The sequence below is a fragment of the Chitinophaga sp. RAB17 genome, from assembly GCF_052114225.1.
Classification (GTDB): domain Bacteria; phylum Bacteroidota; class Bacteroidia; order Chitinophagales; family Chitinophagaceae; genus Chitinophaga.
Genome location: NZ_JBFREI010000001.1, coordinates 835,001 through 856,832, shown reverse-complemented (window position 1 = coordinate 856,832; position 21,832 = coordinate 835,001). Strand labels below are relative to the sequence as shown.

Annotated in this window: 21 protein-coding genes; 14 read left to right on the top strand and 7 right to left on the bottom strand. The window is 45.0% G+C overall.

Annotated elements, in window-relative coordinates:
- The first annotated feature begins 81 nt into the window (after positions 1-81).
- The 5 genes from AB4Z08_RS03195 to AB4Z08_RS03175 all read left to right on the top strand — a co-directional run bounded on the left by AB4Z08_RS03195 (position 82) and on the right by AB4Z08_RS03175 (position 5,198).
- On the top strand, positions 82-1,560 hold the full coding sequence (locus AB4Z08_RS03195; protein WP_441572326.1) for a xylulokinase: 1,479 nt from the start codon (positions 82-84) through the stop codon (positions 1,558-1,560).
- Between the two features lie 42 nt (positions 1,561-1,602).
- A complete protein-coding gene (xylA, locus tag AB4Z08_RS03190; protein WP_441572325.1) occupies positions 1,603-2,931 on the top strand; it encodes a xylose isomerase in 1,329 nt (442 codons plus the stop codon).
- Between the two features lie 141 nt (positions 2,932-3,072).
- Entirely contained in the window at positions 3,073-4,026 is a 954-nt protein-coding gene (locus tag AB4Z08_RS03185) for an aldose 1-epimerase (RefSeq protein ID WP_441572324.1), read from the top strand.
- 82 nt (positions 4,027-4,108) lie between these two features.
- Positions 4,109-4,294 carry a CsbD family protein gene (locus AB4Z08_RS03180; RefSeq protein WP_133810180.1) on the top strand — a complete coding sequence of 62 codons (186 nt, stop codon included), beginning with the start codon at positions 4,109-4,111 and terminating at the stop codon, positions 4,292-4,294.
- A gap of 181 nt (positions 4,295-4,475) precedes the next feature.
- Positions 4,476-5,198 carry a hypothetical protein gene (locus AB4Z08_RS03175; RefSeq protein ID WP_441572323.1) on the top strand — a complete coding sequence of 241 codons (723 nt, stop codon included), beginning with the start codon at positions 4,476-4,478 and terminating at the stop codon, positions 5,196-5,198.
- A 100-nt stretch (positions 5,199-5,298) separates the two neighbouring features.
- On the opposite strand, the gene AB4Z08_RS03170 is transcribed toward AB4Z08_RS03175, so the two are convergent.
- Positions 5,299-6,393 (bottom strand): trypsin-like peptidase domain-containing protein, encoded by a 1,095-nt coding sequence (locus AB4Z08_RS03170; RefSeq protein ID WP_441572322.1) that lies wholly within the window; start codon positions 6,391-6,393, stop codon positions 5,299-5,301.
- Between the two features lie 13 nt (positions 6,394-6,406).
- Positions 6,407-6,982, bottom strand: coding sequence for an RNA polymerase sigma factor (locus tag AB4Z08_RS03165; protein WP_441572321.1), 576 nt, complete (start codon positions 6,980-6,982; stop codon positions 6,407-6,409).
- A gap of 132 nt (positions 6,983-7,114) precedes the next feature.
- Between AB4Z08_RS03165 and AB4Z08_RS03160 the strand changes: the two genes are divergently transcribed.
- From AB4Z08_RS03160 to AB4Z08_RS03125, 8 genes are all read left to right on the top strand, one after another.
- Entirely contained in the window at positions 7,115-7,348 is a 234-nt protein-coding gene (locus tag AB4Z08_RS03160; protein ID WP_441572320.1) for a hypothetical protein, read from the top strand.
- Between the two features lie 556 nt (positions 7,349-7,904).
- Positions 7,905-8,729, top strand: coding sequence for a prephenate dehydratase (locus AB4Z08_RS03155; protein WP_441572319.1), 825 nt, complete (start codon positions 7,905-7,907; stop codon positions 8,727-8,729).
- 8 nt (positions 8,730-8,737) lie between these two features.
- Positions 8,738-9,901, top strand: a complete 1,164-nt coding sequence (locus AB4Z08_RS03150; RefSeq protein ID WP_441572318.1) for a pyridoxal phosphate-dependent aminotransferase — start codon at positions 8,738-8,740, stop codon at positions 9,899-9,901.
- Positions 9,898-10,740, top strand: coding sequence for a prephenate dehydrogenase (locus AB4Z08_RS03145; protein ID WP_441572317.1), 843 nt, complete (start codon positions 9,898-9,900; stop codon positions 10,738-10,740). Before AB4Z08_RS03150 ends, AB4Z08_RS03145 begins: the two co-directional genes overlap by 4 nt.
- Positions 10,741-10,773: 33 nt before the next feature.
- Positions 10,774-11,877: a chorismate mutase gene (locus tag AB4Z08_RS03140; RefSeq protein ID WP_441572316.1), complete on the top strand. Its 1,104-nt coding sequence runs from the start codon at positions 10,774-10,776 to the stop codon at positions 11,875-11,877.
- A 159-nt stretch (positions 11,878-12,036) separates the two neighbouring features.
- On the top strand, positions 12,037-13,065 hold the full coding sequence (gene aroB / locus AB4Z08_RS03135) for a 3-dehydroquinate synthase (protein WP_441572315.1): 1,029 nt from the start codon (positions 12,037-12,039) through the stop codon (positions 13,063-13,065).
- Between the two features lie 40 nt (positions 13,066-13,105).
- Positions 13,106-14,368 carry a 3-phosphoshikimate 1-carboxyvinyltransferase gene (gene aroA, locus AB4Z08_RS03130; protein WP_441572314.1) on the top strand — a complete coding sequence of 421 codons (1,263 nt, stop codon included), beginning with the start codon at positions 13,106-13,108 and terminating at the stop codon, positions 14,366-14,368.
- A gap of 76 nt (positions 14,369-14,444) precedes the next feature.
- The gene (locus tag AB4Z08_RS03125; RefSeq protein ID WP_441572313.1) at positions 14,445-15,443 is read left to right on the top strand and encodes a chorismate synthase; all 999 of its coding nucleotides are present in this window, start codon (positions 14,445-14,447) and stop codon (positions 15,441-15,443) included.
- 70 nt (positions 15,444-15,513) lie between these two features.
- Here AB4Z08_RS03125 and AB4Z08_RS03120 read toward each other — a convergent pair whose 3' ends face one another.
- Complete coding sequence (locus tag AB4Z08_RS03120) at positions 15,514-16,242, bottom strand: FKBP-type peptidyl-prolyl cis-trans isomerase (protein ID WP_441572312.1); 729 nt, start codon at positions 16,240-16,242, stop codon at positions 15,514-15,516.
- 154 nt (positions 16,243-16,396) lie between these two features.
- Between AB4Z08_RS03120 and AB4Z08_RS03115 the strand changes: the two genes are divergently transcribed.
- Positions 16,397-17,581, top strand: a complete 1,185-nt coding sequence (locus AB4Z08_RS03115) for an acyloxyacyl hydrolase (RefSeq protein ID WP_441572311.1) — start codon at positions 16,397-16,399, stop codon at positions 17,579-17,581.
- 93 nt (positions 17,582-17,674) lie between these two features.
- Here the strand turns inward: AB4Z08_RS03115 and AB4Z08_RS03110 are convergent, their stop codons facing one another.
- The 4 genes from AB4Z08_RS03110 to AB4Z08_RS03095 form a co-directional block, all read right to left on the bottom strand.
- On the bottom strand, positions 17,675-19,567 hold the full coding sequence (locus AB4Z08_RS03110; RefSeq protein ID WP_441572310.1) for a CocE/NonD family hydrolase: 1,893 nt from the start codon (positions 19,565-19,567) through the stop codon (positions 17,675-17,677).
- Between the two features lie 78 nt (positions 19,568-19,645).
- Positions 19,646-19,996, bottom strand: a complete 351-nt coding sequence (locus AB4Z08_RS03105; RefSeq protein WP_441572309.1) for an MmcQ/YjbR family DNA-binding protein — start codon at positions 19,994-19,996, stop codon at positions 19,646-19,648.
- 286 nt (positions 19,997-20,282) lie between these two features.
- Positions 20,283-21,110 carry a hypothetical protein gene (locus AB4Z08_RS03100; RefSeq protein WP_441572308.1) on the bottom strand — a complete coding sequence of 276 codons (828 nt, stop codon included), beginning with the start codon at positions 21,108-21,110 and terminating at the stop codon, positions 20,283-20,285.
- 195 nt (positions 21,111-21,305) lie between these two features.
- A complete protein-coding gene (locus AB4Z08_RS03095; protein WP_441572307.1) occupies positions 21,306-21,818 on the bottom strand; it encodes a hypothetical protein in 513 nt (170 codons plus the stop codon).
- Positions 21,819-21,832: the final 14 nt, after the last annotated feature.

Below are 21,832 nucleotides of genomic sequence, written 5' to 3'. Positions count from 1 at the left end.
GGTCATTTCCCGGTTCTGAGCAGTTAATCGGAACCGGGAAATATACTGGTCTTATATTGATGATCGCTAATTTTTCACGTTATGTACTTTATTGGATACGATATTGGGTCCTCATCTATCAAGGCAGCCTTGCTCAATGCCGATACCGGCGTTTGCGTAGCTACTGCTACCTGCCCTGAAAAAGAGATGGCCATTGATGTGCCTCACCCAAGCTGGGCCGAGCAAAACCCGGATAGCTGGTGGCAGGAAATCATTAACGCCACAAGGATTTTGCTAAATCGATTTACTGTAGCTCCGGAACAGATCAAAGGAATAGGCATTGCCTATCAGATGCATGGGTTGGTATGTGTGGATAAAAACCAACAGGTATTAAGACCTGCCATTATCTGGTGCGACAGTCGCGCCGTAGACATCGGCAATGCTGCCTTTAAAGCACTGGGAGAGCAATATTGTTTGTCACACCTGTTGAACTCACCTGGCAACTTCACCGCCTCCAAACTGCGTTGGATCCGGGAAAATGAACCGCATATCTATGAGCGTATTCATAAAGTAATGCTGCCCGGCGATTTCATTGCCATGAAATTAACCGGTGATGCCTGCACCACTATTTCCGGTCTTTCTGAAGGCACCTTCTGGGACTTCGCGGAAAACAGTGTATCCAAAGCATTGCTGAAACATTATAATATTGACGAAAACCTGTTGTCCGCCGTTGTACCCACCTTTGGAGTGCAGGGACAACTAACCGCTGCTGCCGCGGCCACGCTGAAACTGGCGCCAGGCACACCAGTCACCTATCGTGCTGGTGATCAGCCTAACAATGCTTTCTCTCTCAATGTACTGCAACCCGGCGAAGCTGCTACCACCGCAGGTACTTCAGGCGTGGTATATGCTGTGCATGACAAAAATAGTTTCGACCGTCAGAGCCGTGTTAATGCATTTGTACATGTTAATAACGATGACGCACATACGAGAAATGGTGTGCTCATGTGTTTGAACGGTACCGGTATTGCCAATAGCTGGCTGAAAAACATGGTAGGGGATGTCACCTATCCAGAAATGAATGCCCTGGCTGCGCAGGCGCCTATTGGGGCTGACGGTCTGCAGGTATTTCCTTTCGGTAATGGCGCCGAACGAATCCTGGAAAACAGGAGTATAGGCGCTTCCGTTAGTCACCTGAATTTCAACCGCCACCAACGCTCGCATATGATGCGTGCAGTACAGGAAGGTATTGTATTCGGACTCAACTACGGCATGGATATCATGGCGGAAATGGACCTGAACATTCACCGGGTAAGGGCAGGACATGCCAACATGTTCCTCAGCCCCCTGTTCCGGGAAGCATTTGCCAATACTGCCAATGTTGTCATAGAATTATATAATACAGACGGCGCCCAGGGTGCTGCCCGCGGAGCCGCGGTAGGAGCAGGTTATGTAAGTACTGCAGATGCTTTCCGCGGCATGGAATGCCTGTCTGTAATAGAACCGGATGCTGCCCTGCAGTCACAATACCGTGATGTATACGGCAACTGGCTAAACGGACTGCGTACTTTGATGCATTAACGGAAACATATAAGTCAAGCATTTTAAAAAACCACACTAGTTATGAGTATTACATTAGGAAACAACGAGTATTTTAAAGGGATTGGTAAAATACAGTTTGAAGGAGTACAGTCAGATAATCCACTTGCCTACAAATGGTATGATGAAAACCGCATCATTGCCGGCAAATCCATGAAGGAACTGTTCCGCTTCGCAGTATCTTACTGGCATACCTTCTGCGGTACCGGTGGAGACCCTTTCGGTCCGGGTACTAAAAATTTCCCCTGGCTGGCATCAGCTGATGCAAATCAGAGCGCGAAAGACAAGATGGACGCAGCTTTTGAGTTCATCACCAAAATGGGTCTTCCTTACTATTGCTTCCACGATGTGGATCTGGTAGATGAAGGTGCTAACATAGCAGAATACGAAAGTCGCATGCAGCAGATCGTTGCTTACGCAAAACAAAAACAACAGGCCAGCGGTGTAAAACTGCTGTGGGGAACCGCAAATGTATTCAGCAATCCACGCTACATGAATGGTGCTGCTACCAACCCCGACTTTGCTGTACTGGCATACGCAGGTACACAGGTGAAAAACTCCCTCGATGCTACTATCGCATTGGGTGGTGAAAACTATGTATTCTGGGGCGGTCGCGAAGGCTATATGACCCTGCTGAATACAGATATGAAACGGGAACAGGAACACCTGGGCCGTTTCCTTGGTATGGCCCGCGATTACGCGCGTGCACAGGGTTTCAAAGGTACTTTCTTCATCGAACCTAAACCTTGCGAACCTACCAAACACCAGTACGATTACGATGCAGCTACAGTAATCGGTTTCCTCCGTCAATATGGCCTGGATAAAGATTTCAAATTAAATCTCGAAGTAAACCACGCAACACTGGCAGGACATACCTTCCAGCACGAATTACAGGTAGCCGTAGATGCAGGCATGCTGGGCAGCATTGACGCAAACCGCGGTGATGCACAGAATGGCTGGGATACAGACCAGTTCCCAACCAACCTTAATGACCTCATCGAAAGCATGCTGGTTATCCTGGAAGCAGGTGGATTTGCAGGTGGTGGCGTTAACTTTGATGCTAAAACACGTCGTAATTCTACCGACCTGGAAGATATCTTCCACGCACATATTGGCGGTATCGATACTTTCGCAAGAGCAGCAATCGTTGCGGAAAAAGTGTTGACAGCCACCCCCTATAAAAAATTCCGTCACGATCGCTACGATTCTTTCAACAGCGGTAAAGGCCAGGAATTTGAAGCTGGTAAACTGACCCTGGAAGACCTCCGCAACTTTGCAGCTGCAAACGGAGCGCCTAAACAAACCAGCGGTAAACAGGAATGGCTGGAAAATCTGATCAACGCCAGCATCTGATGATGTGGTAAATAATATAGCAGCAAGCATCTGTCCTACAAGGCAGATGCTTACTTGTTTATAAACCAGCTGCCTGTTCGTTTAATCCCTTCATCTCAGTAAAATTTTTATTATTTTGTCTGGAATTCAAAATATTGAACAATGAAATTTGGCATCCATTCTTTTAAAGAAGCAGGATTTGATATCATCGCACTACAGGATCTGACAACAGGAACACAGGTGGAAATCATCCCTGCTTATGGTGCACTGCTGCACGCATTTAAGGTAACGCGTCAACAGGAAACCCTCAACCTGATCGACAGTTATAAAGATCTGTCTGACCTGGAAGCAAATCTTCGCATCAGCTTCAAAAGCGTAAAACTGAGTCCTTATGCCTGCCGCATCAAGGATGCACGATATACCTGGGAAGGAACTTCCTATAGCATTCAGAAAACGCTTGCTCCCGGCAACGCTATCCACGGCTTATTATACGATGCGCCTTTTACTATTACGACACAACACGCAGATGATCAACAGGCAACGGTTACCCTGATCCATCATTTCAAGCAAACAGATGATGCCGGATATCCTTTTGCTTACGATTGCATCGCTACGTTTACACTGCGCGCCAATAATGACCTGCAGATGAATACCACTATCATCAATCAAAGCAGCAGCACTATTCCTGTAATGGATGGCTGGCATCCCTACTTCAGCACGGGTACTCATGTAGATGAACTGGAACTTACTTTTGCTTCCAAACAAATAGTGGAGTTCAACGAAAAACTATTGCCTACCGGTAATCTCCTGCCATATACAGAATTTACAGCAGGTAAGTCGCTGAAAGGGGTAGAACTCGATAATTCTTTTATACTGGACCAAAGCAAGGCACAACCGCTGGCGACAATCCACGATCCGAAGAAAAATATCAACATCGCATTCTATCCGGGTAACAACTACCCGATACTGCAAATATACATTCCACCTCACCGTACCAGCATCGCAGTGGAGAACCTCAGCGGCGCGCCGGATGCCTTTAACAACGGGCTTGGACTGGTTCAGCTGGCTGCGGGTGAAAGTCGTGTTTTTGATACCCGTATCCAGGTATCCTTGTAACCTTGTTGGGCAGATGGCATAGTTGTTGGCTTCCTCTCCTTTGTAAGTAACCAGATTATATCACCATATAAATTGAAAAATTATGGACAAGTTACAGATCAAAGGAAAGTGGAATGAACTCAAAGGTACCCTCAAACAGAAGTATGCAGATTTAACCGATGACGACCTGTTGTATGAAGAAGGTCAGGAAGATAAGTTGATCGGAAAACTCCAGCAGAAATTGGGTAAAAGCCGTGAAGAAGTGATCAGTTTACTGAAATCAGCCTGATTGGTATATATCCTGAAATGCAATTACAACAATCCTTCTGCCATCGGCAGAAGGATTTTGTTTTTTAACACCGGGGCATTTCCTTTAATTTGTAACTTCAAATAAGGATATGAACAATGTCCATATTGATCTGTTTGTAAGGAGAGGACGGGATTCAACAGTTAAATTTATTATACTCTATATGAAGGTTTTATTACGCATCATAGCATTGGGCTGTATTTTCAGTATGGCATTTGCTTCCCTGGTGAACGCACAGGTGACAGTTACAGGGATGATTTCGGACAGCAATAAACTGGTGCTACCCTATGCCACTGTCAGCAACCTTAACTCCGGCAAACGTTCGCTCTCCGACCAGGGCGGATACTACAAAATAACCGGTAACCGCAACGATCGCATCGTTATCACATTTGTAGGCTATGTACCGGATACGGTGATCGTGAACCAAACAATGGGTACCCAGACAACTAATGTCATCCTGGTATCTGCCGGTAAATTTCTGAAAGGGGTAGAAGTTACTTCTCAGTATTCACCCTACCAGATAGATTCTATAGAAAGACGCAACCAGTACGGTTATATTCTCGATAAGCCCAACCAGCAGCTGGCGGGTGGCAGCACACCACAAGGTGCAGGTATCGTCATCAGTCCCATCACCCGCTTCTCTAAAAAAGAAAAACAAAAACGGCAGTTTAAGACGAATTATGAGAAGATGGAAAAAGAAAAGTACATCGACTCCCGCTTTACACCAATCCTGGTAAATAAAGTAACCGGTCTTACCGGCGACTCCCTTCAGTTATTTATGCGGGATAATTACCCTGATTATAATACCATGCGTACTATCGGAAACAATGATCTGCTTTACTGGATCACAGATAAGTATAAAGCATGGATGGCGAAACAGCATTAGGCTTTTCGCCATTGGCTTTTAGCAAAAATGCAGCGAGGAACATATAATGTTCTCCGCTGCATTTTTGCTAAAAGCCAATGGCTAATGGCTAAAAGCTGTTTCAATTATAGACCTTCACCATATATACAAAATCTTCGAGTTTCTTAATCTGATCTACCCTGTTCATACCATCCAGGTGGCTTTTATGGCTCCAATCTTTCCTGGACTGCTTGTCTTTCGGCATTTCATCCAGCAGGTGTTTGAGATGAGCAGACTTTACCGCAAAGGCAATACCATCGGAGGTAGTTTGTTTGCCGGTAACGATACCTACTACATCGCCTTTGCTGTCGAGCAGGGGAGCGCCGCTGTTACCGGGATTCACCGGAATAGATACCTGGTAAGCGGTAGTGTCGCCGTTAAATCCTGTTTTGGCGCTGATATAACCTTTGCCATAAACAATTTCATCGCGGGGGAAGCCCATCGTAAATACTTCTTCACCCAGTCTGACATTCTGTGGTTTCAAAGCATAAGGTAGTGGTTGACTTTTAAAAGTGGAGTCAGCTATCTTTAATATGGCCAGGTCACTGGAAATATCTTCAAATATGCTCACTGCTTTAAAAGCTTCTCCTTTATTATTTTGAACATATACAGAGTCGGCGCCGGCTACTACATGATAGTTGGTGACAATATAACCATTGCCGGATACTGCGAAACCAGTACCACCATAGGTGCCAGGGTTTAACGGAGCTTTACTTTTACTGTTCATATCATTAATGAGTGCATTCTGAGAGCGTTGAATATTATTCAGCACTCGTCTTACATCTTCATATTGAGCAGTAGATTTATTCCTGGCTACATTCTGTATAACTGCGATGGTAGACAGAGAGGTGACCAGAGCAATACAGGCGGCAGCTGCCAGGTTGGTGATGGTTCTGCGGCGGATGGATAATCTTTTTGCAGCCTGGTTTCCTTCCTGCGCTTGTTTGCGGAGAGTAGGCATATCCAGTTGCTGATGTATCTTTTCCAGTTTGGCCTGTAGGTTTTGTCTTTGCCCGTAATTGCCCAGGTGCTGCAGAAACAACTGGTGTTCTTCTACTTGCCGGTTAATCAACGGGTTAGTACGGCGTAATTCATCGAAAGCAGTTTTTTCCTGTTCGCTCATTTCCCCTTCCAGGTAACGCTCAATTTCACGTAATAAGATCATATCTTCTTTCATGGCTGCTTTCTTCTTATAATGGTGTATTGTACTGATCAAAAAATAACTTCTTCAAACGCATCAGGCACTTGTATTTCTGGTTCTTGGCGTTTTCAGCGTTGGTGTATCCAAACTTCTCCGCTATTTCCTGCATCGATTTCCTGTGCAGATAATAATCTTCGAGGATGGTTTGGCAGGGCTGACCAATACTGCTCATCGCCCCTTCCATGATCCTGAATTCCTGATCCCTGGCATAATGTTCCTCCAGTTCCTCTGTGGCAGGAATAACTTCTTCCAGCTCAGGGGTTAAGGCGTATAGTCCGTAAGTGCGTTGAACTTTTTTAAGCCACAGGTGGCGGCAAACCGAATAAAGGAAGGTTTTGAGCCTGCTGCTGAGCGTAAAATCATTGTTTTGCACCTTTTCATATAAGACTATAATAGCCTCCTGGAACACATCTTTGGCATCATCTTCTGAACCGTTGTGCTGAAGGATCATCCTCAAAACCACCGGAAAATTCTCTGAATAGATGATTTCCAATGATTTATCTTCACCTTTTGCCAGTCCCAGCAATAATTCCCTATCTCTTGTTATGTCTTGATTTTGCTTCACTCTTAATACAGTTATTAGGCATTTGGTAACCCAAAGTACCGAAAAAAAATATTTTTAAAAGTTTGGGTTACCTTTTGGGTGATCCCGGTATAAAGGTTAAATCATTCAAAAAACAACTTAAATAATTGTATCATGAAGAACGTAATTAAAATCGGTTTCCTGGCTCTGTCTTTCGGTATTTTCGCAGTTGCTTGCGGCGGTGGTGCTGCAAAAACTGAAGGTGATTCTACAGCTACTGCTGCTAGCAATGTTATCGATTCAGCTGCAAAAACTGCAACTTCTGCTGTTGATTCAGTAGCTACTGCTGCTAAAGCAACCGTTGATTCTGCTGCTAAAACTATCGATTCAGCTGCTGCAAAACACTAATTTAACTTTAGGTTTTATAAATAACCGTCCCGGCTTGGCCAGGACGGTTTTTTTATGCCCGGTAGATTTATAGATCACGTTTTCTTGAAAGTTATTCAATAAATGCCCTTCATTATTAAAAAAAGTATATTTTTTGATATTACCCCTTGGATAATTAAAATCGTGCCGTATTTTTGTCCTACACTCAAAAGGTTTACAATAATTACATGAAACAACAAACGACTTTTGGATTTTTTGGCTTTTATTATTTCTGGTACCAGAAATAGGAAGGTCGTTTGTGTAAAATAAAAGATACTACAAAAGGGCCTTCCGGTAAATCGGAAGGCCTTTTTTAATAACATTAATAAACAGTAGGTATATGTTACAGCCAGCTTTAGGCAATTCTTTTTTTTATTACTTCTCTTACTTCTTTTATGCGAAGAAGCAGGGGACTCGTTTGCAATAATATACTTACAACATAAAGTACTACGCAAAAGGGTCCCAACAAGGGGCCCTTTCTGTTTTTAATAGCTAGTTGCTGTAGCAACTATAAATAAATAAAATCAATCACATACACATGAAAATTGCCATACAGGGGTTTGAAGGATGTTTTCACCAGGTAGCTGCCCAGGGATATTTCGGAAAAAATGTCGAAATAGAATGCTGTGCCTCCTTTTCGGAGCTGGTTAAGAAAGCAAAACAGCAACCCGATGTGGATGCAGGTATCATGGCCATCGAAAACTCTATTGCTGGCAGCATTTTACCCAACTATAGCCTCATCAAAAATTCAGGCCTGCATATTACCGGTGAAATCTACCTGCAGATTAATCAACACCTGATGGTATTACCGGGTCAAACAATGGAAGATCTCCGGGAAGTACATTCTCACCCGATGGCATTATTACAGTGTATGGATTTCCTGGAAAAATACCCGCACATCAAACTGGTAGAAACAGAAGATACCGCCCTCAGCGCCAAACATGTAAGACAGAAAAAACTGAAAAGTACCGGCGCCATTGCAGGTAAACTGGCAGCAGAAATCTTCGAACTGGATATCATCGCTCCTAATATTCATACAAATAAAAATAACTATACCCGTTTCCTGGCTGTATCCCGCACACCAATGGCTACACCGGAAGATGCCAACAAAGCTTCGGTATATTTTCAGACCAGTCACGACAGAGGAAGTCTGGCCAAAGTACTGACCCAGATCGCAGTAGCAGGTATTAATCTCTCTAAACTGCAATCCTTTCCTATCCCGGCAAAAGAATGGAACTATTACTTCCACGCCGATATGGAATTCGATAACGCTGCTCACTTTGAAAAAGCACTGTCTAAAATAGAGCCGCTCACCGAACACCTCACAGTACTGGGTATTTATAAAAAAGGGAAAACACATTAATCAGTTTTATGCAGATACAGGTTGCTAAAAGATTACAAGGCACAGAAGAATACTACTTCTCCAAAAAACTCAGGGAAATAGAGGAAATGAACCAAACAGGTACAAAGGTGATCAACCTGGGCATCGGTAGCCCGGATTTACCCCCTCATCCTTCTGTGGTGGCTGCATTGAACGAAAATGCTGCTTTGCCAAATACCCATAACTACCAGGGCTATAAAGGTATTCCTGCCCTGCGTAAGGCAATGGCAGAATGGTATCAGCGCTATTATAACGTAACCCTGAACCCGGATACAGAAGTGCTGCCACTGATAGGCTCCAAGGAAGGGATTATGCATATCTGCATGACCTATCTGCAGGAAGGAGATGAAGCGTTGATTCCTAACCCGGGTTATCCAACCTACCGGTCTGCGGTAAACCTGAGTGGTGCTACCATAGTGGATTATGACCTGACAGCAGAAAACAGTTGGTTGCCGGATCTGGATGCCCTGGCAAAAAAAGACCTGAGCCGCGTAAAACTGATGTGGGTAAACTATCCGCATATGCCTACCGGTGCCAAAGTAAACAAGGAGTTCGCTGCTAAGCTGATCACTTTTGCAAAGCAACATAACATCCTCATCTGCCACGATAATCCATATAGTTTCATTTTAAATGAGCAACCGGAAAGTCTGCTGCAGTTTGAAGGCGCAAAAGATGTGGTACTGGAACTGAACTCTCTCAGCAAATCTTCCAACATGGCTGGCTGGCGTATAGGCATGCTCGTTGGTAAGGCAGAATGGATTGCAGAAGTACTACGCTTTAAAAGCAATATGGATTCCGGCATGTTCCAGCCTATGCAAATGGCCGCAGTAAAGGCTTTGCAGCTGGGGAAGGACTGGTACGATGATCTGAATAAAATATACCGTGCACGCCGCGAAAAAGTATTTCAATTACTCGATCTGCTGCATTGCACCTATGATAAAAACCAGGTAGGAATGTTCGTATGGGCAAAAATACCTGCGACTAACGAAAATGGCTATACGCTGACTGATGAAATACTGCAAAAAGCCCGTGTATTCATTACGCCCGGAGGAATATTCGGTAGTAACGGTAACGGCTATATCAGGGTGAGTCTTTGCCAGGATGAAAAAGTTTTCCAGGAAGCGATAGAACGCATCAAAACAAACGTAAAATGATTGTAACAATAATAGGTACCGGATTAATAGGTGGCTCACTCGCCATCACGCTGAAAGAAAAAGGCGTGGCGGAGCGGATCATCGGGGTAGATCAGAACCAGGAACACCTGCAGCGTGCCCTGGATCTGAACATCATCGACGAGGGGGCTACGCTGGAAGAAGCAATGCTTCGCTCCGACCTGGTAGTACTGGCCATTCCTGTGGATGCAGTATTGCAGGCGTTGCCCGGTATTATGGACAAAGCACGCCCCGGCCAGGTAATTATGGATGTAGGTTCTACGAAAGAAAAAATACTGCAACTCGTTGCCGGTCATCCCCACAGAGGTCGCTTCGTAGCTGCCCATCCGATGGCCGGCACCGAGTATTCCGGCCCCGATGCTGCCGTACGCAATCTTTTCGTACACAAAACCATGGTATTATGTGATGTAAAAAACAGCGATGAAGATGCCCTGGAAGTAGTGGAAAATATGGTAGACCAACTGCAGATGCGCACGGTATATATGAATGCGGAAGAGCATGATCTGCACACAGCCTATGTATCACATATTTCTCATATCACCTCTTTTGCACTGGCACTCACTGTGCTGAAAAAAGAGAAGGAATCAGGTCGCATTTTCGAACTGGCCAGCGGTGGTTTTGAATCTACCGTGCGCCTTGCGAAAAGCTCTCCTGATATGTGGGTACCCATCTTCAAGCATAACCGCAACAATGTGCTGGACGTACTGGAAGAACATATCAACCAGCTACAGCAAATGAAAACATTGCTCGAAACAGAAGACTACGATACCTTTTATAAACTGATTCAAAAATCCAATAAAATCAGGAAGATCCTGAAATAATTTAATTCTGATAATCTACTTAACTTCAATACTATGGTACAGACAATGGAACAGATATTATCTAAAACCAAATTCTCCGATCCGTCTTCCGATAAAAAGCCGTTGATCATTTCCGGACCCTGCAGTGCAGAAACCGAAGAGCAGGTATTAGCCACCGCACTGGCCCTGCAAAAAACAGGTAAAGTAGACGTGTTACGCGCTGGTATCTGGAAACCACGTACCCGTCCCGGTTCCTTCGAAGGTATCGGTACCAAAGGTCTCGCATGGTTGCAGAAAGCCCGCGAAATCACCGGTTTACCACTGGCAGTGGAAGTAGCTACTGCTAAACAGGTAGAAGATGCGCTGCATTTTGGTGTAGATATTCTGTGGGTAGGTGCACGTACTACAGTAAACCCTTTCTCCGTACAGGAAGTAGCTGATGCGCTGAGAGGTGTGGATACTACCGTGTTAATTAAGAATCCTATCAATCCTGATCTGGAACTGTGGATCGGTGCCGTAGAAAGAATTCAGAAAGCAGGTATCAACAAAGTTGGTTTAATCCACCGTGGTTTCTCCAGCTATGGCAATACCCAATACCGTAATGCGCCGATGTGGCACCTGGCTATTGAGCTGAAACGCCGTATGCCTGAACTGCCAATGATCTGCGATCCCTCTCACATCTCCGGCCGCCGCGATATCTTACAGGAAGTTTCTCAGGAAGCAATTGACCTGGATTACGATGGTCTGATGCTGGAAACACACGTAGATCCGGACAACGCATGGAGCGATGCAAAACAACAGATCACACCGGAAAAACTGGCTGACCTGCTGGATGGTATCGTTTGGAGAAGAGAACATACCGATAAAAAAGACTTCAACTCTGCCCTGGAAAAACTGCGTGCGCAAATCAACCAGGTAGATGATGAAATTATGCTGTTGCTCGGCAACCGTATGAAAATTGCAGAAAAGATCGGTACCTATAAGAAAGAAAATAATATCACCATCCTGCAAACAAACCGCTGGAATGAAATCCTGGATCGCAACATCGCGAAAGGTGAGAAACTGGGTCTGACGAAAGAATTCATCCTGAAATATTTCGATGCAGTTCACCTGGAATCTATCAACCGCCAGAACAAAGTGATGAACGAAGAGAAATAGTGAAACAGCTGTTAGCCATTAGCTTTTAGCTTTTAGTAAATGCAGCGAAGATTAACATATTATATGTCTCCGCTGCATTTACTAAAAGCTAAAAGCTAATGGCTAACAGCTATCAAAGTCCCGATCTTCTTTTTCTAAAAGCTAAAAGCTAATAGCTAAATGCTAGTAAAACAGACCCACCAGTTTGAACAACAGGAAACTACCTATTTTTTAGGAGAAAGCCTGCTGCAGCTGGGCAATCATGTAGACCGTAACAGGGCAGTACTGGTAATAGATGAAAATGTGGAACGACATCACGGTCATCATCTGCACGACTGGAAAAAAATTGTGGTGCCGGCAGGAGAGGAGGTGAAAAACATGGCCACCGTTGAAACAATCATTGATGGTTTGACGGCACATGAGGCCGATCGTAAAACCACCCTGGTAGGTATTGGCGGAGGTATGATCACAGATGTCGCCGGTTTTGCTGCCAGCATTTATATGCGCGGTATTCCCTTTGGATTTGTACCCACAACTTTGCTGGCCCAGGTAGATGCTTCTATTGGTGGCAAAAATGGGGTGAGTCATGGTAAACATAAAAACCTGCTGGGCATTATCCGCCAGCCGCAGTTTATTTTGTTCGACTATTCCTTACCACTCACCATGCCGGCAGAAGAATGGCATAACGGCTTTGCAGAGATCATCAAATACGCCTGCATCATGGATGCAGAACTGTTTGATTTCCTGGAAAAGAACCGGGAAAAAGCGTTGTCACGCGATGTGGCAATACTGGAATACCTGGTGGAAAAATCTGTTGCAGCAAAAACAAAAGTAGTACTGGAAGATGAGCTGGAAACCGGTCCACGCCGCTGGCTTAACTTCGGTCATACTCTCGGACATGCAGTGGAAAAGCTGGAACATATTGCACACGGTAAAGCAGTGGCAATAGGGATGGTAGCAGCTGCCCGTTTTTCAGAGAAGCTGATGAACTATCCCACGGAACAAACTATCCGTCTTATAAAACTGATCAGCGACTACCAGTTGCCGGTGGCTTTTACTTCTGATAAGGAAGCTGTGTTTGACATCTTTAAACTGGATAAAAAACGGGAGAAAGACGTCATACATTTTGTATTACTGGAGCAAACAGGCAAGGCTACCACCATGCCCATACCCATTGCAGAACTGAAGTTGTTACTGCAGGAGTTGTAAAATTTTTTCTAATCATTTTAAAGGCGGACGAAATATACATATGCAAGTTACTGTATCACCAGCCAGCATTACCGGCACTGTTACGGCCAATCCTTCTAAAAGCGCTATGCAACGTGCTGTGGCAGCAGCTTTGCTGGCAAAAGGAACTACCATTATCCGTAATCCGGGTCTCAGTAATGACTGCCTGGCAGCACTGGAAGTAGCCGAAAATCTGGGCGCTAAAATCAAACGGGAACACGATTATTTTGAAATCACCAGCAATGGTGTGGCGCCGTTTTATGATGAAATCAACTGCGGTGAATCCGGTTTAGGTATTCGTATGTTTACCCCCATCGCGGCGTTGTCATCCCTGCCTATTACGATCGAAGGACATGGTAGCTTAACTACCCGCCCTATGGATTTCTTCGAACAGGTATTGCCGCAGCTGGATGTGAAATGTACTACACAAGGTGGTAAACTGCCCCTGCACATAGAAGGTCCTTTACAACCTAAAAATATTACCATCGATGGTTCGCTCAGCTCACAGTTCCTCACCGGCCTGCTCATGGCTTATGGTGCTGCTGCGGAAGATGTGACCATCACAGTAACAGATCTGAAGAGTAAACCATACATTGCGTTAACCCTGCAACTGATGGCACACTTTGGTGTACAGGTGGAAGAAAAGAATTTTGAAACATTCCATTTTGGGAAGAAGCAGGCATATAAGGCCTGCGATTATACAGTGGAAGGTGACTGGAGCGGCGCCGCATTCCTGCTGGTAGCAGCAGCGGTAGCCGGTAAAGCAGAAGTGCAGCATTTGAATGTTGCTTCCGCTCAGTCAGATAAAGCGATACTGGAAGCATTGGAAAAAGCAGGTGCACAGATGATGTCCGGCGTTTTCACTGTGAACATAGAAAAAGGTGGACTGAACGCATTTGAAATAGATGCAACAGATTGTCCGGACCTGTTTCCGCCACTGGTAGCACTGGCTGCTAACTGTAACGGTACTACGAAAATTAAAGGCGTAAGCCGCCTTGCACATAAAGAAAGCGATCGCGGTTTAACACTGCAGGCTGAATTTGGCAAGATGGGTATTAAAATAGATCTGCAGGGCGATATCATGTTGGTACACGGTGGTACTGGTATCAAAGGAGCATCGGTACATTCACATAACGACCACCGCATTGCGATGGCCTGCGCAGTAGCAGCACTCACCGCAGATGGTCCGGTAGTGATCGACAATGCAGAGGCGATCAATAAATCCTATCCGGAGTTTTATGATCACCTGGCGCTGTTAGGTGGCAAGGTAGCGGTAACCGTATAGCTTTTAGCCGTTAGCGTTTAGCATCTCTCTAAAAGCTAACAGCAAAAGGTGTTTTTTCACTTTAAATTATCAGCGTGTGAACAGTTTTGGCAGATTATTCAGGGTAAATGTTTTTGGAGAATCACATGGCGCCAGTGTTGGCGTAAATATAGATGGCATACCCGCTGGTTTGCCACTAAAGCAGGAAGATTTCCTGGCGGACCTGGAACGCCGCAAAGGTGGCTCCAGAGGTACTACCCCCCGCAAGGAGGAAGACCTGCCCTTCATCAAATCCGGTGTATTCAACGATCATACCACCGGCGCACCCGTGACTATTCTCTTTGAAAATAATAATACCCGCAGCGCAGATTACGACAAACTGCGGGAGTTTCCACGTCCGGGGCATGCCGACTTTGTGGCAACCGAAAAATTCGGCGGCTTCGAAGACTTCCGCGGCGGCGGACATTTCAGCGGCAGGCTCACCCTCAACCTGGTAGCCGCCGGTGTAATTGCAAAGAAAATTTTAGGTAACGATATACAGGTAAATGCTACCATCACAGAAGTAGGTGGTTATGCTAACCCGGAAGAAGGTCTGGAAGCAGCCATTGCTGCGAAAGACTCTGTAGGCGGTATTGTGGAATGTGTGGTGAATGGCTTGCCTATCGGGCTGGGAGAACCTTTCTTTGACTCCCTGGAATCAGCACTGGCACATGCCGTATTTGCTATTCCTGCTATCAAAGGTATTGAGTTTGGCGCCGGCTTTGCTGCCGCAAAAATGAAAGGACTGGAACACAACGATGCCATTATTGATAAAACGGGTAAAACCGCTACTAATCATGCAGGCGGTATTGTTGGCGGTATCAGCAATGGTAATCCGCTCGTATTTCGTATAGCCGTTAAGCCTACGTCCAGCACCCCTAAAGAACAACAAACACTGAACATAAAAAGCGGTGAAGTGGAAACATTCAGCGTAAAAGGTCGCCATGACCTGTGCATCGCACTCCGTGTACCGGTGGTACTGGAAGCCGTAACCGCGATGGTGTTGGCAGATTTTATGCTGCTGGAACAGCGCAGACCGCGCGTATGGAAAGGATAATGATGATATAAGCTATAAAAAGGAATGGCCGGAAATATTTCCGGCCATTCCTTTTTATAGCTTATAAAGTTTACTGTTCTATTGCCAGTAATTCTACATCAAACACCAGTGTGCTTCCTGGGCCGATTTTCGGACCAGCACCACGATCGCCGTACGCCAGCTCAGAGGGGATGAAAAGACGCCATTTAGAGCCTACAGGCATTAATTGCAGCGCTTCTGTCCAGCCTTTGATTACGCCACCTACCGGGAAGGAGATAGGTTGACCTCTGTCTACAGAGCTATCGAACACGGTGCCATCAATTAAAGTCCCGTGGTAATGTGTTTTTACTTTGTCGTTAATAGTTGGTTTAGGACCATCACCTGCTTTCAGGATCTGATACTGTAAGCCATCAGGCAGTGTTACTACGCCTGGTCTTACTTTGTTCTCCGCCAGGAATTTAAGTCCCGCTTCGCGGTTTTTTGCAGATTTGTCAGATTTTAACTGCTGCAGATAATTACTTATGCTCATATCACATTGTTCTTTTGATAGTAATAATGTTTGATTCTTCAGTGCATCCTGTATGCCTTTGGCTAACATGGCGGTATTGACATTATCCAGTCCTTGTGCTTTCAGATTTTCAGCGATGCTGGCCCCTATACCATAGCTCACCGAATCCAGACGTGTTTTCAATACCGGTGCTTTAACGGCGCCTTTCACGGCAGTTTTGGCGACAGGCTTCTTAGGTGTAGGTTTGGTTTGGCTGAAACCTTGTACAGACAAGCATCCCAGCGCACCGATGAACAGGTATTTTTTGTACATAAAAGAATTGTTGTCAGAAATATTATTTAAAATAAGGGTTTTATTGATGCCTGCAAGTTAATCAATAAAATATTTCACCGGGCAAGGCTTTTGCAGCATTGAACATTCAGGTGGAATCCTTGTTTTCCTCCCATAGTTCGATTATCCGTCTTTTATGAAAAAATATACCCTGTTGTTTTTACTTTTATTTTTCGGGAGATGGCTATCCGCGCAGGATACCACTGATTTGTGGAGGAAAGCCAGGATGAATCCTAACCTGGGCAGCCATAAGTATATTGAGCTGAAAGTCCATGGGGGCACGCATCTGTATTCAGGCGATGAGCTGAAAAACGCGCTGAATGACGGTTACAAGTCGCTTGAGCTGAGAATGGGCTGGCAATCTACCGGCGAAAAAGCGTGGCAGCGTGTATTTAATTATCCAAGTTATGGAATCGGTTTCTACACTGGCGACATCGGTACCCCCACAATTTTGGGTAACCCCAGTGGAGTATATTCTTTTTTTTATGCCCCTTTTCACCGCCGTAAGAAAAACTATTTTGAAGCCGGTATCTCACTGGGGATCACCTACGATTTAAACCCCTACGATTCCGGCGCCAACCCGCTGAACGACGCCATAGGCTCCAAACTTGATGTGTATTTTAATGTGGGTATCACCGGGGTATTGAAAGTATCAGATTCATTTGATTTCCTGTATGGCGCCGACCTGACACATTTTTCCAATGGCCGTACCCATACACCTAACCTGGGACTGAACATGGTGGGACTTAACGTAGGATTGCGCTACCACTATAATACGATTCGCAGCATTGTAAAAAAACAAATCGACCCCACTTACACCGCGCCCCGGCGCCCCACCTTCATCGATGCGCCAATACCCCGGCAGCTACACTACAATGAAATCAGCGGATATGCTGGCTTTGGAATAGTACAGGCATCCAGTGACGAACACCTGGACGCTTTTTATGGTACCGCCTCTCTGATACTGGAGTATAATCGCCGGATCTCCCATAAAAGCAGCTTTGGTGGCGGACTCGATGGCTTTTATGATGGCTCTCTGGGCTGGACTTACCATCAGCTTTACACCAACGTAAAACCCAGCGATAAAATGCTGATGGGTATCCATGCCGGCTATGTGCTGCACCTCAGAGATTTTGAAGTGAGGGCACAGGTAGGCACCTATGCATGGAAAAGGGATGGCGAAAAAGGAGATTACTTTATGCGCCTGGCGCTGCGCTATAATATCGGTAAATACGGATTTGTGCAGCTGGGCCTTAAAACCCAGGACGGTGTAGCATCTGACTGGATTGAATGGGGCGGGGGAGGAAAAAAGAGATTTTAGCTTTTAGCCGTTAGCTTTTAGCAAATGCAGCGAAGACCAACATATAACGATCTTCGCTGCATTTGCTAAAAGCTAAAAGCTAACGGCTAACAGCTATTTCACTATCGGCAGTATCACACTAGACGGATGCTGTGCATCGTGGTAAATGCGGATGGTTGCCTTTTTAAAATCTTTATCAGTGGCTTTGTAAATATCCATGAACTGTTGCGGGTTGCGATCCACCAGTGGGAACCAGCTGCTTTGTACCTGGATCATCATGCGGTGTCCTTTCTGGAAAGTATGGGCTACATCCGGTAGAGTGAACTTTACAGAAGCTGGTTGGTTAGGTACAAATGCCTCCGGATTTTCCAGGCTGTTACGGAATTTACCTCTCATGATTTCTGCACGCACCAGCATCTGGTAGCCTCCCATAGGGTAGGTCGCAGAAGGTACGCGGCGATGCTCGCTGCTGGCATCTTCTTCATATTTAAAATCATTGGGAAACACATCAATCACTTTTACAATGAAGTCAGCATCTGTGGTGCTGGTGCTCGCAATGAGATCTGCTACCACCGGACCTGCCAGGGTGATATCATTGTTCAGTACATCACTCTCAAATACAGCTACGTCCGGTCTGCGGGCGGCAAAGCGCTGATCATCCGTCATGTAGTTAATGGTGCGGTTAAAATGCACATCTTCTGTATATGGAACAGGTTTAGCCGGATCACTTACGTATTCGCTGAAACTATTGCTGACAGATGGTTTGGTGAAAGCGAGCTTGCCATCTTCCTGCAGGTAAACAGGTTGTTCTTCCACATTGGCCGGAGGCCATTTGGGAAGCTGTCTCCATTTGTTTTCGCCGGTAAAAAAGATGGTAGCTTCTGCAATACCAGCTGCTTGTCCTTTGCCTTTCAGGTAATAGTTGAAGAAAGGAATTTCGATGTTGTTGGCGTAGTACTCGGAAGTATTGCTGCCAAAGCGGACATTACCCAGGTGGGTACCATCAGTAGAACCCCACTGACCGTGATACCACGGCCCCATAACGAGGCGGTTGTTGGTGCCGGGACTTTTCTCTTCAATTGCTTTATAGGTATTCCAGGCGCCGAAGCAGTCTTCTGCATCAAATAAACCACCTACTATCAGCATAGCAGGCTTTACGTTTTGCAGGAAGTTGCGCACGTTACGCGCTTTCCACCACGCATCGTAGGTAGGGTGATCATACATCTCCTGCCAGAAGGCTACACTGTCGCCGATGATTTTGGCGAAGTTAGGCAGCGCACCGGTTTCCAGGTAATATTTGTAGTTGTCATGCGTATAGTAGTTGATGCCTTTAGGTCCTACCGTTGTTGGTTTTGGATGCGGCTGATCAAAAACGGTGTAGAAGGAAAAGGCGTCAGAAATAAAGAACGCACCGTTGTGATGAAAGTCATCTCCTATAAACCAATCTGTAACAGGCGCCTGCGGGCTTACTGCTTTCAGTGCAGGGTGACCACTCAGCGCAGCCATGGTAGAGTAGAAGCCGGGATAGGAAGTGCCAAGTACGCCTACATTACCGTTGTTACCGGTAATATTTTTTACCAGCCAGTCAATGGTATCATAGGTATCGCTGGCTTCATCAATTTCTTTCTTTCCTTTTTTAGCAGGATTAAAAGGACGCACATTCACAAACTGTCCTTCGCTCATCCAGGTGCCTCTGACATCCTGTGTTACTATAATATACCCCTCTTTCAGGTAGGTGTTAAAGTGGTTTTTGTAATAAGGGCGAAAGTCGTTTTCGCCATAAGGAGCGCAGGAATACGGTGTGCGCGTCATTAAGATGGGATGTTTCTCCGATTGATCTTTTGGTAAGTAAACGGAGGTAAACAGTTTAACCCCATCCCGCATAGGGATGTATAATTCTTTTTTGGTGTAGTGCTCGTACATCCAGAGTGAGTCCTGGTTAACGGCTTTACACGCAGTGGGTAACAGGAACAGCGTGGCGCAGGCCAGCAGCAGCCATTTTCTCATAAACAGTTTATTTAAGATTTAGATCGTGGCTAAAGTAACAAAAAAATGTGGATAGCCCGGCAGGTATATGGGGAACGGTTATTGACCCAGTTTTTCCCTTTCTTTTTTAGGAAGACTGGCCACTACCAGGTTGTAAGAATTTTTAATCCATTGCAACAGGAGTTTATTGGCAATGCCGGAATGTACGTCCACGGTATTCCAGTGCTTTTTATTCATATGATAGCCTGGTATTACGCCTTCATAGCGCTCGCGCAGCTCTATGGCTTCTTCAGGATCACATTTCAGGTTAATGGAGTGGAAGTCGGATAGTCCACTGAGGGCAAATACTTTGCCGCTTACTTTATACACAAGGGTTTCATCTCCAAAAGGAAATTCTTCGGTAACACCGGGAAGAGAAAGGCAATATTCCTGAAATTGAGCGAGGGTCATGAGTGTAACGGTTTACTGATTTTTGTAGTCAGATGTTGACCACAAAAATCAGTAAATTTTTTGTAATTATGGTAGCGACATATAGCTACGGCATTTTATCATAAGTAAATTTCGTGCTTTTGGGAGCACCTGTGGGCCCGGGTGTTGGAACACTATCTTCCCTGGTGCCCCCAACGATAGTTAATAATGCAGCGACGTTAAATAGCAGAGATGTTTCATATAGTATTTTGAGCATCGTTATTGCTTCGCCTTACGGAAAGAATAATTGTATTGGAGTGATGAATAACTACTTCGGTAATTTAACAAGACCATAAGTAATTTTAAAAACCCCGCTGTTACCTTGGAAAGTGTTTTCCTGTACAATGTCTGTTCCGGTCACAGTGGTGGAGGTAACGGTTTGATTTTCGCCATTTCTGCCAACAGCTGTTACTTTAGTGACGTTGTTCTGACTGAGCAACGATGCGTGCATATCAGACAGGTCCAGTGCCAGTATCGGATTTTTGGAAACATAACCATATAGTGGATTGACGAGCTTCCCGTATTCCATTACGTACCTGAAATCATCGGATGAAGTATTGCCGCTATAGTAATAAACATCGTTGAAAGTAGTGATGTTATTGCCGGTGTATCCCCATTCCGTGTAATTCACGGTTTTGCCAGTGCCGGAACTAAGGGTATCTTTTGTATTAAATAACGCCAGCCTGTTATTTGCATCCAGCTTAAGCGTGGTGGTATCCCAGCTAACGGCTGCTCCGGTGAGTTCGGCATAGAAGACACTGTAAATAATCACTTTTTCCGGTTTCCATCCGATAGAATCTGTAGATCTCAGGTACATATTGGTCTGACGGTAATTCTGGTAATTGACGGAACGAAGCAGGCGGCCGTCGGCACCGTAAGTGTAGAGGCTTTTTTGTCTGTAGGCTTTATCATCTTCATCATAGATCCAGTTTTCAACAATCTGGTTGTTCGCGTAAATGAAGCTGTCTACAGGCGTGCCGGTGAAATAAATGGTTTTTACCTGGTAGGTATCTGCTGTTTTTTCAGGAGCAGGAGCCTCATCTTTTTTGCTACAGGAGGCGAGGGCCAGGAATGTGGCTGCTGCTATACATTTCATAGCAGCTTTGTTTTTTAACATAAACATGCGATATAGGATTTTAGAAAAGACAGTTGTGATATTTAGCTTATCATGTATGAACCAGTACCTCCTATTATAAGAAAATCAGCCGGTAGCGGCTGATTAATATTCTATCGTGAAGCCGGCTACGTTGGTATTATAACGTGACCGGCTATACGATAATAACAGAGAAAATTATTTCTTATTGATACTAATGATCACACGGGAATAACGGGCATATGTAATTTCTACTTCCTGTCCGGCACGATATCCTTCCAGTGCACCACGCATCCAGTAAAACAGGCGTTTTTTCCTGTTTTCCAACAGGATCATAATATTGGTCTGCGAGTCATTGTTTTCCAGGTAAACAGCTTCCATTGGCGCATTCAGCGTACCTTTCTGTAATGCAGAAAGGTCCTTCTTAATGGCCCAGTAACGAATATCTGTTACTTTAATCAGTGCAAATATCAGTGCTATCACAAAGCATAACAGCCATACCCAGAACCAAAGGTTTTTGAACGACAGGAGCGAATCATCTGCATCACCCAGGTTGTTGTGGGTATACAAATAAATTTGTGGGATAACAGCTGCGATCAATAATAACCCAAAACCTATAAGGATAAATTTGATCAACTGTTGTTTGTTTCTCTTCAGCGCATCCTGTAATAAAAAGTGTTCCTCAGTTGTAATAAAGGTGTAGTCAGACATAGTTGTTAGATGGT